Origin of the sequence: Sphingomonas sp. (assembly GCF_041661825.1) — a bacterium.
Lineage (GTDB): Bacteria > Pseudomonadota > Alphaproteobacteria > Sphingomonadales > Sphingomonadaceae > Sphingomonas.
Genome location: NZ_JBAZTU010000005.1, coordinates 193,822 through 208,129 on the forward strand (window position 1 = coordinate 193,822; position 14,308 = coordinate 208,129).

11 protein-coding genes are annotated in these 14,308 nt (G+C 64.4%); 3 read left to right on the forward strand and 8 right to left on the reverse strand.

Translation table 11 applies throughout. The annotated features are described in order from the left end of the window. Window positions 1–55: 55 nt before the first annotated feature. The 7 genes from WC729_RS23140 to WC729_RS23170 form a co-directional block, all read right to left on the reverse strand. The gene (locus WC729_RS23140) at window positions 56–346 is read right to left on the reverse strand and encodes a hypothetical protein (protein WP_372856813.1); all 291 of its coding nucleotides are present in this window, start codon (window positions 344–346) and stop codon (window positions 56–58) included. A gap of 19 nt (window positions 347–365) precedes the next feature. After that, entirely contained in the window at window positions 366–1,049 is a 684-nt protein-coding gene (locus WC729_RS23145) for a hypothetical protein (protein WP_372856814.1), read from the reverse strand. After that, window positions 1,046–1,912: a ferredoxin family protein gene (locus WC729_RS23150; RefSeq protein WP_372856815.1), complete on the reverse strand. Its 867-nt coding sequence runs from the start codon at window positions 1,910–1,912 to the stop codon at window positions 1,046–1,048. The genes WC729_RS23145 and WC729_RS23150 overlap by 4 nt, the downstream gene beginning before the upstream one ends. A 185-nt stretch (window positions 1,913–2,097) precedes the next feature. Continuing rightward, entirely contained in the window at window positions 2,098–3,408 is a 1,311-nt protein-coding gene (locus tag WC729_RS23155) for an MFS transporter (protein WP_372856816.1), read from the reverse strand. After that, on the reverse strand, window positions 3,405–4,790 hold the full coding sequence (locus WC729_RS23160; RefSeq protein WP_372856817.1) for an amidohydrolase family protein: 1,386 nt from the start codon (window positions 4,788–4,790) through the stop codon (window positions 3,405–3,407). Before WC729_RS23160 ends, WC729_RS23155 begins: the two co-directional genes overlap by 4 nt. 51 nt (window positions 4,791–4,841) lie before the next feature. After that, on the reverse strand, window positions 4,842–5,987 hold the full coding sequence (locus tag WC729_RS23165) for a fumarylacetoacetate hydrolase family protein (protein ID WP_372856818.1): 1,146 nt from the start codon (window positions 5,985–5,987) through the stop codon (window positions 4,842–4,844). A 165-nt stretch (window positions 5,988–6,152) separates the two neighbouring features. Further along, the gene (locus tag WC729_RS23170; protein ID WP_372856819.1) at window positions 6,153–6,923 is read right to left on the reverse strand and encodes a GntR family transcriptional regulator; all 771 of its coding nucleotides are present in this window, start codon (window positions 6,921–6,923) and stop codon (window positions 6,153–6,155) included. A 327-nt stretch (window positions 6,924–7,250) separates the two neighbouring features. Here WC729_RS23170 and WC729_RS23175 point away from each other — a divergent pair, with 327 nt between their 5' ends. Then, window positions 7,251–8,126 carry a hypothetical protein gene (locus WC729_RS23175; RefSeq protein WP_372856820.1) on the forward strand — a complete coding sequence of 292 codons (876 nt, stop codon included), beginning with the start codon at window positions 7,251–7,253 and terminating at the stop codon, window positions 8,124–8,126. Between the two features lie 172 nt (window positions 8,127–8,298). Here the strand turns inward: WC729_RS23175 and WC729_RS23180 are convergent, their stop codons facing one another. Next, window positions 8,299–9,228 carry an RraA family protein gene (locus WC729_RS23180; protein ID WP_372856821.1) on the reverse strand — a complete coding sequence of 310 codons (930 nt, stop codon included), beginning with the start codon at window positions 9,226–9,228 and terminating at the stop codon, window positions 8,299–8,301. A gap of 813 nt (window positions 9,229–10,041) precedes the next feature. Here WC729_RS23180 and WC729_RS23185 point away from each other — a divergent pair. Together WC729_RS23185 and WC729_RS23190 are read left to right on the forward strand one after the other, a co-directional pair. Then, window positions 10,042–13,047, forward strand: coding sequence for a TonB-dependent receptor domain-containing protein (locus WC729_RS23185; RefSeq protein WP_372856822.1), 3,006 nt, complete (start codon window positions 10,042–10,044; stop codon window positions 13,045–13,047). Between the two features lie 38 nt (window positions 13,048–13,085). Beyond that, window positions 13,086–14,264: a YncE family protein gene (locus WC729_RS23190; protein ID WP_372856823.1), complete on the forward strand. Its 1,179-nt coding sequence runs from the start codon at window positions 13,086–13,088 to the stop codon at window positions 14,262–14,264. Window positions 14,265–14,308 lie beyond the last annotated feature (44 nt).

A 14,308-nucleotide genomic window follows, 5' to 3' on the forward strand; every position in this document is an offset into this window, starting at 1 on the left:
TCGCGAATGCTAGGCCGCGCCGGCCATCCCGGCAAATCCGCCGGGTGGAGGCTGGTCAGCGCGCGGTGCCCACGCGTTGCACGAACCGCTCGGCGACCGACATGCGGATCGGCTTGCCGTCGCGCATCTTGACCCAGGTGTTCACGCTGATGCCGAAGGTCTCCATCACGCAATCCGCGGTCTGTGCGCGCAGCCGGTCCCGGGCGTTGCGGACCAGATCGGGATGGACGTAGCAGAGCTGCGCCCGGCCCGAGCGGCCGGCGGGGATCATGCCCTCCCCGAGCGAAGATTTGGCGCCAAGCGAGGATTTGGTGTCGGACCGGCGGTCCATTGCTGAGATGCTCACAACATATGCTCCGTGGGGGCTAGAATATCTTCCCGCGCGCCTCTTCGATGATCCGCTTGGCGCGCACGGGGTTGAAGATGCCGCACGAACAGAAGCGGCTGAGCGATGCCGTCGCCTTGTCGGGCGAGAGGCGGTTCTCCTTGACCATGTCGATCATCTTCTTGGCGAGCGACTGGCTGATCATGCCGTGGCCGCACATGGTCGAAAGCGACAGGACGTGCCGGTTGGGCGCATTGTCCTGGATGCCCTCGAAGCCGAGCGAATAGCCGACGCTGTGCCGCGTGATGCCGGCCGCCTTGCAGCAGCCGAGCGCATTGGCGATCGACGAGGAGATGTTGATGCTGAGGCCCAGATCCTCCTCGACGATGCGCGTGACGAACGCTTCGGCATCCTCCTTCGTGGCGAACACGGCGGAGAAGGTCGTCGGGTCGCCGGCGCCGTCGATCACCTGCTGGAAATCGGGCTTGGTCGGGCGCTTGGCGAAATGCTCGAGCGCGTGGCTATGCTCGGTCGGGCGGGTGGCGCCGCCATGCATCGCATCGCCGATGTTCACCGGGTTGTATTCCATTGCGATCTCGAGGAAGCGCTTGAGCGCCGGCTTCGGATCCCCCTGCTGCGCGCCGCCCTTGGCGGGCAGCGCGAAGATCACATAATCGTCCTTGAAGCTCTCGGCCGTGCCGTAGCGGTGAAGGGTGTTGGTCATGCTGTCACCGCCTCCTTGGCCGACGCCGAATTTTCATGGGGGGCTTCGTGGGTGAGTTCGCGGATCTGCAGCTTGCCGAGACCGAGATTGGTCTTGGCGCGCTTCAGCGTGTAGCCGAGGCTTTCCAGGATCGGGGCGACGACGCGCTCCTCGCCATCCTCGTCGCAGCGCGTGCCGACGCCGAGCACCACGATGGTGTCGATCTTCTTCTCGACCGCCCAGACGGTGCGGATGATCTCCTCGGTGCGCTCGACCGGGACGGTGATCTCGAGGATCGCGGACAGCACTTTCTCGTTCAGGATGTCGTCGCGGATCTTGCCGGTCTCGACATCGCTCATCATCGCGGTGACTGGGTTCTTGGGCTGGATCTTCACGCCCAGCGCCGCGAGCGCCATGCTCATTTCCTGGATCTGGTAGAAGCGCACGCCGACGCCGGGGCGGCCGAACTCGATGGTGAAACCGACCATGCCGACCGCGATTCGGTTGGAGATCTCGTTGGTCTTCACTTCCTCGGTGCCGCGGCCGGTGACGCCGGTCGATTCGTGCGGGACGCGCGGATCGGAGAAGGCGCGGCGTACGACGCGCGGCCAGCTCAGCTCGTCGGGCACGAGCGCATCGGTCGGGCAGATATCGGGATCGGGCTCGAAACGGAGCCACAGCTTGGACATCATGCGGCGCGTGAAGCGCACCGTCCTGGGCGGGAGATGCTCCTTGCTCAGCCCATTATAGCAGGCATAGCACTCCACGCACTCGTCGCTGTTGACGGTCGCCTTGCGCGTCTTCGGGTCGATATAGATCGCCCCCATCGTGCAGGCGTAGGTGCAATTGCCGCACCCGACGCATTTCTCCTCACTGATCTTCATGCCCTGCCTGACCTCCCCAGACATTCGGGTGAAATTGCTTTCCCCGATGTTTTGCCCACCGTAGTTGCCGTATGTTGCATACTAAAATACCTATTTGTATGCATCAAGGCATTGGCCGAATGTGTCAAGGTCTTCATGTTCCGATTCCGACCAAAGCTCTCAAATTGGGAGACGAAACCGCGCCGTCACACGGGCGCCGGATCGCCCCGGTACAGCGGTTTCGACGCGTCGATCCGCAGGAACAGCAGCGCCGCCGCGAAGCACAGCACCGCCAGCACGAAAAAGGCCGGGTTCCAGCCGGCATAGGTGACGATATAGCCGGTCGCGAACGACGCGATCGCGCCGCCGATATTGCCGCAGGTGTTCATCACCGCCGAGACCGAGCCGGCATAATTGCCGCCGATATCGAGCGTCACCGCCCAGGACACGCCGACCGTCAGCTCGAGCCCGAACACCGCGAGGCAGAACCAGGCGACGCTGGTCATCGGATCGGGGGACAGCACCGCCATCGGGATGGTCGCGGCGGCGAGCAGGAAGCCGACCATTGCGACGAGCCGCCGCGACATGGTCAGGTTGCCCGATTTATGCGCCATCCGGTCCGAGATCCAGCCGCCCGCGATGTCGCCCGCCACGCCCGCCATCAGCGGCAGGCTGGCATAAAGGCCCATCTTGGTCAGGTTGAACTCGTGCGCTTCCTTCAGATAGGTCGGGAACCAGGTGAGGAAGATGCCGATGCTGTAGGCGTAGCAGAAATACATCGCCGACAGCGTCCAGATCTGGCTGTTGCCGAGCAGCTTCGACCACGGCACCTTGACCGCGCGGCTCGGCTTTGGTGCCGACCCCAGCGCCTCGGTGATCAGCGCCAGCTCGGCGGGGTTCACGCTTTTATGCTCGCTCGGCAGATCGCGGTAGAAGAAGAACCAGAACGCCGCCCAGATCAGCCCGACACAGGCGAACACGAAGAAAGGCGCGCGCCAGCCGAAATCGGCGATCAGCAACACGACGAACACCGGGGTGATCGCCCCGCCGAGTCGCGCGCCGGCATGGGTGACGCCCTGCGCGAAGCCGCGCTCCGCGGGCAGCATCCAGCGCGACAGCGACCGGGTCGCGATCGGGAAGGCGCCGGCCTCGCCCGCGCCGAACAGCGCGCGGCAGACCAGCATCGATCCGGCCGACCAGGTCATCGCGGTCAATGCGGTGAAGCTCGACCACCACACCACGATCCAGGTCAGCGCCCGGCGCGGGCCGAAACGGTCGCCCAGCCAGCCGCCCGGGATCTGGAAGATCGCATAGGTGATTTGGAAGGTGCTGAAGATCCAGCCCATGGTGATCGCGGAGAAGCCGAACTCCTGCTGGATCGACGGTGCCGCGGTCGAGATCACCACGCGGTCCATATAGGTGATCATGTAAGCGAGCACCGTCAGCCACAGCACGGCGTGGCGGACGCGCGTCGGCCGCCGCCGCGCCGGGGTGTTGTCGTTCGCTTCCATCGTCATTGCGCGACCGAGCGCACCTTGCGGCCCGCGATATAGACCGAGTTGATCTTGCGGGTGTTCTTGATGTCCTGAAGCGGGTTGGCATCAAGCACGACGAAGTCGGCCCATTTGGCCCGCTCCAGCGTGCCAAGGTCCTTCGCGCCCAGGACTTCGGCACCATATTCGGTCGCTGCCTGGATCGCCTGACCGGGGGTGAAGCCGTCCTTGACCATCAGCTCCATTTCCCAATGGCCCGAATAGCCGGCGACGCGTCCCGGAGGGCCGGAATCGGTGCCGAGGCCGTAATGCACGCCCGCCGCCGATTCGCGCTTCAGATTGCCCATCGCGGTTTCGAAGAAGCTCGGCAGCTTCGGATAGGCGGGGGAGGAAGCGACCGTCTTCTGCCGTTCCGGGCTTGCCAGCAGCCTCAGCGCCTCGGGCGACAGGGATTGCTGGAAAAAGGGATCGCCCAGCTGCGGCGCCGGCTTGCCATAAGCGAACATCGCTGCCTCGCGGCTGAGCGTCGCTGCGACCTGCACGATGCCCTTTTCCTTCATGGCGTCGGTCAGGGCCTTGTCGATCGGCTGGTCGCGTACGCTGTGGACGAACCCGTCGACTCCCTGAGCGGCAAGGCGCTTGGCGTCTTCCAGATAGAAGATATGGGCAAAGACCTTCAGCCCGTTGCGGTGCGCCGCGTCGATCACGGCCTTGCTGATCTCGGGCGGCATCTTGGGCATGGTGCCCAGCTCGTCGTCGAGCCAGAACTTGATATAGTCGGCACCCTTGGCGGCCTGGGAATCGACCTCGATCGCCGCTTCCTTGGCATTGGTGACGGGGCGATTAATGCCCGGCACGCCGCCATAACCGCCGCGGAACACGATGCCCTGGCCGGCGGTGAACAGCCGGGTCATGGTCGGGCGCCCGGCACGCTCGGCATTGCGCACGGCGAAGACCGAGTCCTTGTCGGTGCCCATCACCGCGACGGTGGTGAAGCCATAGGACGCATAGGTCTTCAGGTCGGCTTCGACATTCTCGGTCGTGTAGAAGCGCTCGTCCTGAGTCAGGTCATGGACGTTGCCCATATGGATATGGGTGTCGATCAGGCCGGGGATGACATATTTGCCGGTCAGGTCGACCGCATCGGCGGCGGCCGGTGCCTGGGCGGACGGGCCGACCCAGACGATGCGCCCATCCTCCACCACCATCGCCGAATTCGGTTCGGCGGCGCCGCCGCGGCCGTCGATCAGGGTGAAGTTCTTGACCACCAGCGTCTCCGCCAGCGCGGGTAGGGCGGCGAACAGCCCGATCGCACCCGCGGTCGCGGCGAGCAGGCGGCCAGTCAGCCGTGCCTTGCGTCCGCGCCGTGCGGCGGTGTCGTTCTTCGGCATGATGGCGTTCCCCATAGTCACTCTCCAGTTGGACCGTCCCGTCTCGGCGGGCGCGTCTTCGATCGATTACGCCTGAACGGCACCCCGCCGGGCAAGGTCGCGCATCAGCGACGAAATGCCATAGGTCCAGGGCGGTGCATCCTCGCAATGGCATACCTTGTTGGTCAGCGTGCCGAGCTTCGGCGTCGCGACTTTCACGGTGTCGCCGATCTTGTGGGTGAAGCCCCGCCCCGGCTCGCCGCGATCGTCGCCCGGCGCGAACATCGTGCCGAGGAACAGCGCGAAGCCGTCGGGATATTGGTGGCTCTTGCCGATCGTCTGGCCGACCAGGTCGAGCGGATCGCGGCTGATCAGCCGCATGTTGGAGCGGCCCTCGAGCCTGTAATTGTCCTCGCCCTCGATCAGCAGCGAGACCTCGGCGTTGCGGATGTCGTCCATGGTGAAATTGTCGTCGAACAGGCGGATGAACGGGCCGAGCGCGCAGGACGCGTTATTGTCCTTGGCCTTGCCCAGCAGCAGCGCGCTGCGCCCCTCGATATCGCGCAGGTTCACGTCGTTGCCCAGCGTGGCGCCGCGCGCATTGCCGGCGGAATCGGCGATGATCACCACTTCGGGCTCGGGATTGTTCCAGTGCGAATCGCTGCGGATGCCGACCCAGGCGCCGGATCCGACGGCGGAGAGCACTGGCGCCTTGGTGAAGATCTCCGCATCCGGGCCGATCGCCACTTCGAGATATTGCGACCAGGCGCCGCTCGCGATCAGCATTTCCTTGAGGTTCATCGCCTCGGGCGAACCCGGACGGACCGACTGGATGTCGCCGCCGATCTTTTCCTGGATCTCCGCCCGGAATTGCGCCGCGCCGGCCGAGTCGCCGCGTGCGCGCTCCTCGATCACTCGCTCCAGCGCAGAAACCGCGAAGGTGACGCCCGATGCCTTGACGCAGTGCAGGTCGATCGGCGCGAGCAGGCGGCCGGGTCCGGCCCCATCCCAGGCCGGCCGCAGATCGAGCGCCTCGATCGGGCCCAGGCTGCGGCCAATCGGCAGCTTTCCGCTCGGCGGCATCGCCTCCAGCAGACCGGATACCGTTGCCGCTTCTCCGGAAAGATCGAAGACATGGCCGTCGACGACGGAGATGGGAATCGGGCCTTGCTCGGTCGCCAATCGTCCGACCAGCGTCGCGTCCTGGCTGTCTTCCGGAAGCAGGTCGCGCACTCGTCATTCTCCCGACTCCGGGTCGCGTGAATACGCCCGATTTCCTGTATGCATACCAACCGTCTTGCATACAGACAACCGGATATTGCCGGATTTTATATCCGTCTCAGGGGCAGCGACGCCATATGGGCGGCGTGTGGCCGCTCATGGATTGAGGGAAGGGCCCTAGCTGATCACGCCCGCGTAGATCTCGGCGCGGCGGCTGGCGCGCTCGCGGGCCTCGTTCTTCTTCATGCTCTCGACGCCCTTGGCGAAATGGCTTTCGAGCAGCTGCTTGAGCAGCTTTTCGTCGCGCGCCTGAATCGCGGCGTTGATCTCGCAATGTTCGGCAAAGGCCTCCGCCCAGCGGTCATGGTCGAGCGTGGTGACGTGGCGCGCACGCTCGGCGCGTGGCAGCAGCAGCCGCCAGGCGAGCATCAGCGACGGGCTCTCGGCCGCCTGCACGATATGTTCGTGGATCAGGCGATTCGCTTCGAGATAGCTCAGCCGGTCCGACTTCTCGAAATAGGCGGCAAGATCGGCCTGCAGTTCGTCGAGGATCTCGATCTGCTCGGGCGTCATGCGGCGGCAGGCAAGCTGTCCGGCCAGGCCTTCGAGCACGCCGAGCACGGTGAAGACATCCGCCGCCTCCGACTTGTCGGGCACGCTGACCACGACGCTGCGATTGGGCAGCAGGTCGATCAGCCCTTCGGCGGCGAGTGTACGGAATGCTTCCCGGATCGGGGTTCGCGACATGCCCAGTGCCTCGCTCAAGGCGACTTCGCGCAGGCGTTCGCCCGGCGGCAACTCGCCGAGCAGAATCATCTTCCGAATTGTCTTCACCGCATCAAGACGAAGCCGGCCCTTGCGCGGTCCAGCACTGGCAGCGTTCTTTGCCGGAGCCTTGGCTCGGACGGCTTTGGTCTTGGTGCCAGTTTTTACAGTTCGGCTCATCATCTCAGCGCCTAATTGTGATTTTTTGGGAGGTTAACGTCGTGAGACAGCGTTTACCTAAAGGCCGGAACGGCACTTATCAAGCTGATGCGCCCGGCCCCGGACGCGGCTTCCCGATCGGATTTTGTGGACGATCCCGTCATCCTTCCCCCTCGTCTTTTTCTGGTTGTACGAATAACCTAACCCGATCAGCGGCCTAACGCAACTTGCATGCAAGTTGTATGTAACGCTATATTTTACATGCAAAATGGATGAAAAAATACGCGACTAAAGTCGGGGGTGAACGATCCAGACGAGTCGTGCGTACACGAAAAACAGGGGAGAGGATTGATGGACAAGCGCGAATTCCTGCGGGCTGGCCTTGGTATCGGACTAGGCCTTGGTCTGGGACGGGTGGCGACGGCGCAGGACACCGACCAGGCAAGGAAGGACAGGGACGCCGCCCGGATCGCACGCGAGACGCGCCCGGCCGCCATTGTGCCGCATCGCAAGGTACGCACCACCGACCTGTTCCTCAGTCCGGAAGGCTATCCCAATGCGATCGATTCGCAGCCAGAGGGGCTGTGGGTCGCGGAGCAGCTGACGGCGGAAGGCGTCGGCGTGTCGAACGATTGTTATCTGGTCGACTGGAGCGGCAAGATACTGCGCAAGGTCAAGACCGAGTCGAAGAACACCAGCGGCATGGCATTCGGCGGCGGGCATCTCTGGATGGGTGCCAATGCCGCGCCTAACGGTATCTTCGAAACCGATCTGAACGGGCGGACCGTCAGCCATCGCCAGATTCCGCTGGGGCCGGCCGACAATGGCGGCGGCTGCCACGGCGTCGCTTATGCCGGCGGCAAGCTCTACATCACGGCATTGCGCATGCGGGGCATCCTCAAGCTCGATCCGAAGAGCTGGGTGCCCGAGCTGTTCATCCCGTGCCAGGCGCCGCGCCTGCACGGCCTCGCGGTGAACGGCGAGGCGATCTGGATCGTCACCGGCGATTCGAACACCGATCCCAACTTCAAGCCGGGCCTCGCCAAATACGAGCTTGCGACCGGCCGGCTGCTCGAGACCGCCGAGTTCGTCCCCGGCAGCGCCGACCCGCACGGCCTGACCTTCCGGGACGGGGTGATGTATGGCTGCGACGCCGGGATCCATCCCGGCTGGCCGGATCGGGCGAGCAAGTCGAGCGGGAAGATCTTCCGGGTGGAGTTCGAGTAGGGCGGGTCGCCATTCAGATGCGGCGCCTTCATCCTCTCCCACTGGAGAGGGGCGATGGTTCGTGTCGGCAAAGCTCGACAACGACACGAGTCGAATGAGGTTGAGCGATATCGGCTGACGAAAAAAGGGGCGGCCGCGAGGCCGCCCCTCTCTTTTCCGAATGCGGTTCGGGCTATTCGCGCCCCTTCATCATCTCGGCGAGCTCGGCCTTGCTCATCTTCATCTGGTCGGGATGCTCGTCGACCCATTTGAGGAAGGCGGCATTGATCGCCGGCGTCCATTTCTGGTCGATCTCGCCCGGCGTGAAACGCTGCTCGCGCAGCATCTGGTGGCCGAAGCCGTCGCGCATCGCGATGTATTCGGCGCCCTTCACGACCTTCTCGGCCATGATCGCCGGGATGAAGACGACGCCCTCGCGCTTCGCCAGGATCAGGTCGCCCGGCAGCACGGTGGCGCGACCGATGCGGATCGGCCCGTTGATGCGGACCATCTCCATCTCGCGAATCGCCGAGGGGTCGTAGCCACGGGTGAAGGCGTTGAACCCGTCGATCGCGGCGAGGCCGGCGACGTCGCGCACGCCGGCGTCGAACACCACGCCGGTCTTCGACTTGGCGTAGATCGAGTTGCCGAGATTGTCGCCGATCAGGGTGCCGTCGATGATCTTGCCGTAACCGTCGCCGACATAGACGTCGCCGACCTGGAGCATGTCGATCGGCCAGCTGTTATGGCCGCCGGAACGCTTCTCCTTCACGCCGAGCGCGCTGATCGCCTTGTTCATGTCGGGGCGCATGGGAAGGTACTGGACGGTCAGCGCCCGGCCGACGAACGGCCGGTCGTTATGCACCATCTGGAAGCCGCCCTCGAACTGGTTGTTGTAGCCGGCCTGGCGGAGGATGCCCCACGCCTCTTCCGTGTTGACGTCGAGCAGGCGCTTGAGGATCGCGTCGGGTACCTTGGGCCGGCCGTCGGGGAAGCGCTCCCCGGTCCAGTCCGAGGTGTAGAACAGGATTTCCTCTTTCGTCGCCTGGGTCTGGGCCTGGGCGGGTGTCGCCATCGCGAGCGCGGACGCGCCCAGGGCGGCGGCCAGTAATAGCTTTCTCACTGCATCTCTCCCTTGTTCTTGTGATTGTCGCATCCGCCATGGCCGGGGATGTGCTCAGGTATCGGCGGGGCACGCATTTTCCGCTGCTTCGATTCCCCCTTTGCTTGGGCCCGGAGGGATGGTCGAACCAGCCCGGGGCCGTTCGGCAAAATTTGCATACAATTATTATGAGTTCAATACATTTGCTGCAAGACGGCGCGGAGTCCATGGCCAGCACACCAGCCGAAAGAAGCCTTGGAATCCGGTTGTACTTTATTGCGCACAGAAAGGCAGCACGACTCCGCTATTTGCCGCCGCGCGCGTGCGCCTGACGAGCAAGGCGACTCGTTCGAAAGGCTGAAGACGGTGTTTAGTAAGTTACGAGATCCATGAGCAAAAATCATGATGGGCGCCCGCCCGGGTCGGGGTCTTTAGGCGCGATCAGTGGTGATCCGGTCAGTTGAGCGCATCGCTCGTCAAATAAATCGTATTTTTCGTGTCGCAATGCAGCACAAAATAGCATCTTGTATTCAACGATCAGAATTGTATCCAAGAGAACTGTCCCCCGGACTCGGGAGACAGGCGGGTGACGGGATAACCGGCGCCAGCGACGTCAACGGCAAAAGCCGCGGCGAGATGAAAAGGGGAGAATGCCTTGACCGGGATTCGCATCGCGACCCGTTGCCGGAGCCTCGTGCCCGCTTGCCGGGAGCCCGAAGGCCGCGACGCTGCACCGTTCAGCCACGACACCTCTCACGCCGCTCGCCAGGCCGCGCCGCGCTGCGCCGGAGCCTCCTGATCGCGACCCACAGAATCAACCGGGGAGAAGAAACAGTGACCAAGGTGTTGCCCATGCTCAAGCTGAGCGGTTCGACCATCGCACTTGCAGCCATGTTCGTGTTCGGCCCCGCGGCCGTAGCACAGGAGCAGACCCCGGCGGCGGCAGTGGCGCAGAATTCTCCGGTGCCGCCATCGGCCGGTTCGGGCCAGGAGGCGCCTGACCAGGACGCAGCCGACCTGGCTGCCGACATCGTGGTCACCGGGTCGGCAATCCGCGGCGTCGCGCCGGTCGGCTCGAACCTAGTGTCGGTCGGTCAGGAAGCGCTCGCCAAGACAGCCGCGACCTCGACCACGGAACTCGTCAACACAGTCCCTGCGATCACCACTGCCGGCTCGACCCCGCAGGCGCAGAGCTCCTATTCCTATTATGCGCCGCAGATCCACAGCCTCGCGGGCAGCGGCAGCAACACCACGCTCGCGCTGATCGATGGGCTGCGCATGCCCGGTGGCGGCCTGCAATATGCCCAGACCGATCCCAACATCATCCCGACCCCGGCACTGCAGCGGGTCGAGGTGCTGGCTGACGGTGCCTCCTCGATCTACGGGTCCGACGCGGTCGCCGGCGTGGTCAACTTCATCACGCGCAAGACCTTCGAGGGTGTTCAGGTCAACGGCCGGGTCGGTTTTGCCGATAATTATCGCAGCTACGATCTCAACGGCATCTGGGGCACCAAATGGGATACCGGCGGCGTCTATATCGCCGGGCAGTTCCTGAAGCAGCAGGAGATCACCAACGACAAAAGGACGTTCCTGAGCCGCGGCGACTATCGCGACATCGGCGGCAGCAACACCAACACCTATAACTGCTCCCCCGCCACGATCCGCGGCAGCTCGGCCGCGACCGTGATCTATCCGAGCGCCGACGCCACTTCGACCCTGCCGAACAACCAGGCGGCCAACGGCATGTGCAACACCACGATCTACGGCAGCGCCGTGCCGGGCGTGCAGCGCGAGGGCGTGCTCGTCGTGGTCAACCAGGAGCTGGGCGATCGCATCACCTTCACCGGCAAGTTCGTGTTCAACCACCTGCAGCATTTCTCGACGGGCACGCCGGGCACGCTGTCGAACGCACAGACGTTCGGCGACGGATCGGGCAAGGGCACGCAGATCAACCCGTTCTTCCGCGCACCCGCCGGATCGGGCTTCACGCAGGAACTGGTCAACTGGCTGGCGCTGACCCCGAGCGGGAATTACGGCACCAACAACTATCAGAACACGACCTTCTACACGACCGGCGTGGTCGACTATAAGGTCACCGACAAATGGTCGCTGACCGCCAGCGGCGTGCTTGCCCGCTCCAACAGCTACCAGCGCGGGCGGAACACTTTCTGCAGCACCTGCGCTACCTTGTCGCTCAATGGATCGCCGGCGCTGAACGGCACGATATCGAGCGTCCTGCCGCAGCCGGGCCAGACCGGCTCGGTCAGCCAGGCCCTGACCACCACGAACGCACTCGATGTCTGGAACGGCCTCGGCAACAACCGCACTTCGGCGGCGGTGTGGCAGTATCTCTATACGAACAACACCAACAACGAACACCAGAACAACATGTACCAGCTCAAGTTGGAGGCGCAGGGCGAGCTGTTCGATCTGCCGGGCGGCGCACTGCGCATGGCGGCCGGCGGCGAATTCATGCACGTCACCCAGGACGTGTACGGCCTCAACCCGAACAGCACGGGCACCGGCTACACCAACTTCATCATGAACCTGGGTCCGCGCAACGTGAAGTCGGGCTATCTGGAAGTCTATATTCCGGTGGTCGGCGAGGACATGGACGTCCCGCTGGTCAAGAAGTTCGACCTGAGCATCTCCGGCCGCATCGATCATTACAGCGACTTCGGATCGACCACCAACCCGAAGGTCGCGGCCAACTGGCAGATCAACGACTGGATCAAGATCCGCGGCAACTGGGCGGAATCCTTCGTGGCGCCGCCGCTCAACCAGATCGGCGACGCGCGCCAGGGCTATCTGCGCGGGGCGACCGGTACCGGCGCCAGCGCCGTGCTCGACGTGCCGGTCGCCGCCTATCCGGAGGTGAAGCTGCTTCCGGGCTGCGAAACGGCGACGGTCACCTGCCGCGTCGGCGCGAATACCGGGCGTGAGGGTCTCGACCGGTCGCTCGGTGCGGGCTTTGCTGGCGTCGTGCCGCAGACCGGCAGCAGCTGGTCGGTCGGTCTCGACCTGAACCCGGATTTCATCCCCGGTTTCACCATGAACGTCACTTATTGGGCGAACGTGTTCAAGGGCGGCGTGGCATCGCCGGCGCAGCCGCTGATCATCAACTCGGCCGCGCTGCACGACCGGCTGACGATCTGCCCGACCAGCTGCACCGCCGACCAGATCCGGACCTTCACCAATGTGGCGAACGGCGCGACCACCGCGGCGACCTTGCCATCGACGGTGTATTTCCTGATCAACCGCGACGTCGGCAACGTGCTCAACCTCAACGTCCAGGGCATCGACGCCCAGTTCAACTATCGCATGCCGACATCGGGAGCGGGCACCTTCACCATTGGCGGGTCGCTTACCTATTTCACCCGCTTCATGCAGGATTTCGGCGACAAGCCGTTCAGCATCCTCAACACCTCGGGCTATAACTCGCAGTTCCCGTCGATCCAGACCAAGGGACGCGGCCAGCTCGGCTGGGAGATGGGCGGCTTCTCGCTCGATCTGTTCGGCAACTATACCGGCGCCTATCGCAACTGGATCCAGACATCGGTCAAGCCGGTGACGCTTGGCTCCGACGGCAACCCCATCGGTGGCGGCGACCATGTGAAGCCGGACTTCACGGTCGATCTGCACGCTGCCTATGAGTTCAAGGGCAGCTTCCTCAACGGCAGCCAGATCTATCTCGACGTGAAGAACCTCTTCGACCGGGAACCGCCCTTCTACAATGGCAACACCACCGGCGCTGGCGGCGTCGGCGCCTGGGGCTTCAACGGCTTCACCTCGAACCTGCTCGGCCGCCTCGTCTCGGTCGGCTTCCGGGCGAACTTCTAAGCACAAGTCGACGTCATGAAATGAAAGAAGGGGAGCCCATGAAGTCCGCATCCAGCCTGATCGTCGCCGCGCTGTTGCTGGCGGGCTCCCCTCAACTCCATGCTCAGATCGCCGTCTCGGCCAATGACGGCAAACAACTCCGCCCGAACGAGGGCAAGGAAACGCGCACCCCGGATACGGTGTCGATCATCGACCTGCGCGGGGCCGCGCCGAAGACCCTGGCAACCATCCCCGTCCCGGCGAGCATGATCGGCCCGCCGGCGGCGGTGGCGGTCGCCCGCAACGGCCGCTTCGCCCTGGTGACCGCGGCGCAGCGGCTGAACGCGGCGGCCGATATCGAACTGAACGATCAGGTCTCGGTGATCGACCTCGCCAGACCGGCATCGCCGCGCGTGGTGCAGGCCGTGCAGGCGGGGCCTGGCGCGAGCGGGGTGGCGATCAACCATGCCGGCACGCTCGCCCTGGTCGCGAGCACCGGCGACGACACCATCTCGATCTACTCCATCGCCGGCAACCGGTTGACGCCCGAAGGCAAGCTCCAGTTGGAGGCCAAGACCCGGCCGACCGATGTCTCTTTCGCGCCCGACGGCAAGACTGCGATGGTCGTCGGCCAGCAGGCGAACAAGCTGATCCTGCTCTCGGTTATGGGCAAGCAGGTCGGACTGGCCGGCGCGACGATCGACGTGGGGCAGCAGCCTTACGGCGTCGTCTACAGCCCTGACGGACGCTACACTTACAACACCAATCTCGGCGGCCGGCCACTTGCGCCCGGCGCCGCGCCGCCCGCGCGCGACGGCACGCCGCGGATCGGCACCGTCGCTGCAGTCGATCTCAAGACCGGTGCAGTCAACAATGTCGATGTCGGCCAGACGCCCGAACATGTCGCTTTGTCGGCGGACGGGAAATATCTCGCGGTGGTCGTCGCCAATGGCTCGGCGGCGCAGGCGACCGCGCCGGGCTATCATCCTTACGGCCTGCTCCAGATCTACAGCGTCCAGGGCACTAATCTGACCCGGGTCGCCGAGGCGCATAGCGGCGCCTGGTGCCAGGGTGCAGTGTTCAGCGCGAACAACCGAACCGTGCTGCTGCAATGCGCGATGACCCGGGCGATCGAGGTCTATCGTTTCGACGGCAAGGCCGGTCTGACCCAGGATGCCGCCGCGACCCTGAAGTTCGATGCCCGGCCGGGCGCGATCGCCGTCGCGACCAGCCGCTGACCAGATGCGGAGGGCCGCGCTGCTGGACACGCCCTTTCCGATCC

What these genes read in the sequence shown, in the direction of transcription:
- WC729_RS23145 (WP_372856814.1), bottom strand. Translation starts at nt 1,049, where the DNA reads ATGACCAACACCCTTCACCGCTACGGCACGGCCGAGAGCTTCAAGGAC.
- WC729_RS23150 (WP_372856815.1), bottom strand. Translation starts at nt 1,912, where the DNA reads ATGAAGATCAGTGAGGAGAAATGCGTCGGGTGCGGCAATTGCACCTAC.
- WC729_RS23155 (WP_372856816.1), bottom strand. Translation starts at nt 3,408, where the DNA reads ATGACGATGGAAGCGAACGACAACACCCCGGCGCGGCGGCGGCCGACG.
- WC729_RS23160 (WP_372856817.1), bottom strand. Translation starts at nt 4,790, where the DNA reads ATGGGGAACGCCATCATGCCGAAGAACGACACCGCCGCACGGCGCGGA.
- WC729_RS23170 (WP_372856819.1), bottom strand. Translation starts at nt 6,923, where the DNA reads ATGATGAGCCGAACTGTAAAAACTGGCACCAAGACCAAAGCCGTCCGA.
- WC729_RS23175 (WP_372856820.1), top strand. Translation starts at nt 7,251, where the DNA reads ATGGACAAGCGCGAATTCCTGCGGGCTGGCCTTGGTATCGGACTAGGC.
- WC729_RS23190 (WP_372856823.1), top strand. Translation starts at nt 13,086, where the DNA reads ATGAAGTCCGCATCCAGCCTGATCGTCGCCGCGCTGTTGCTGGCGGGC.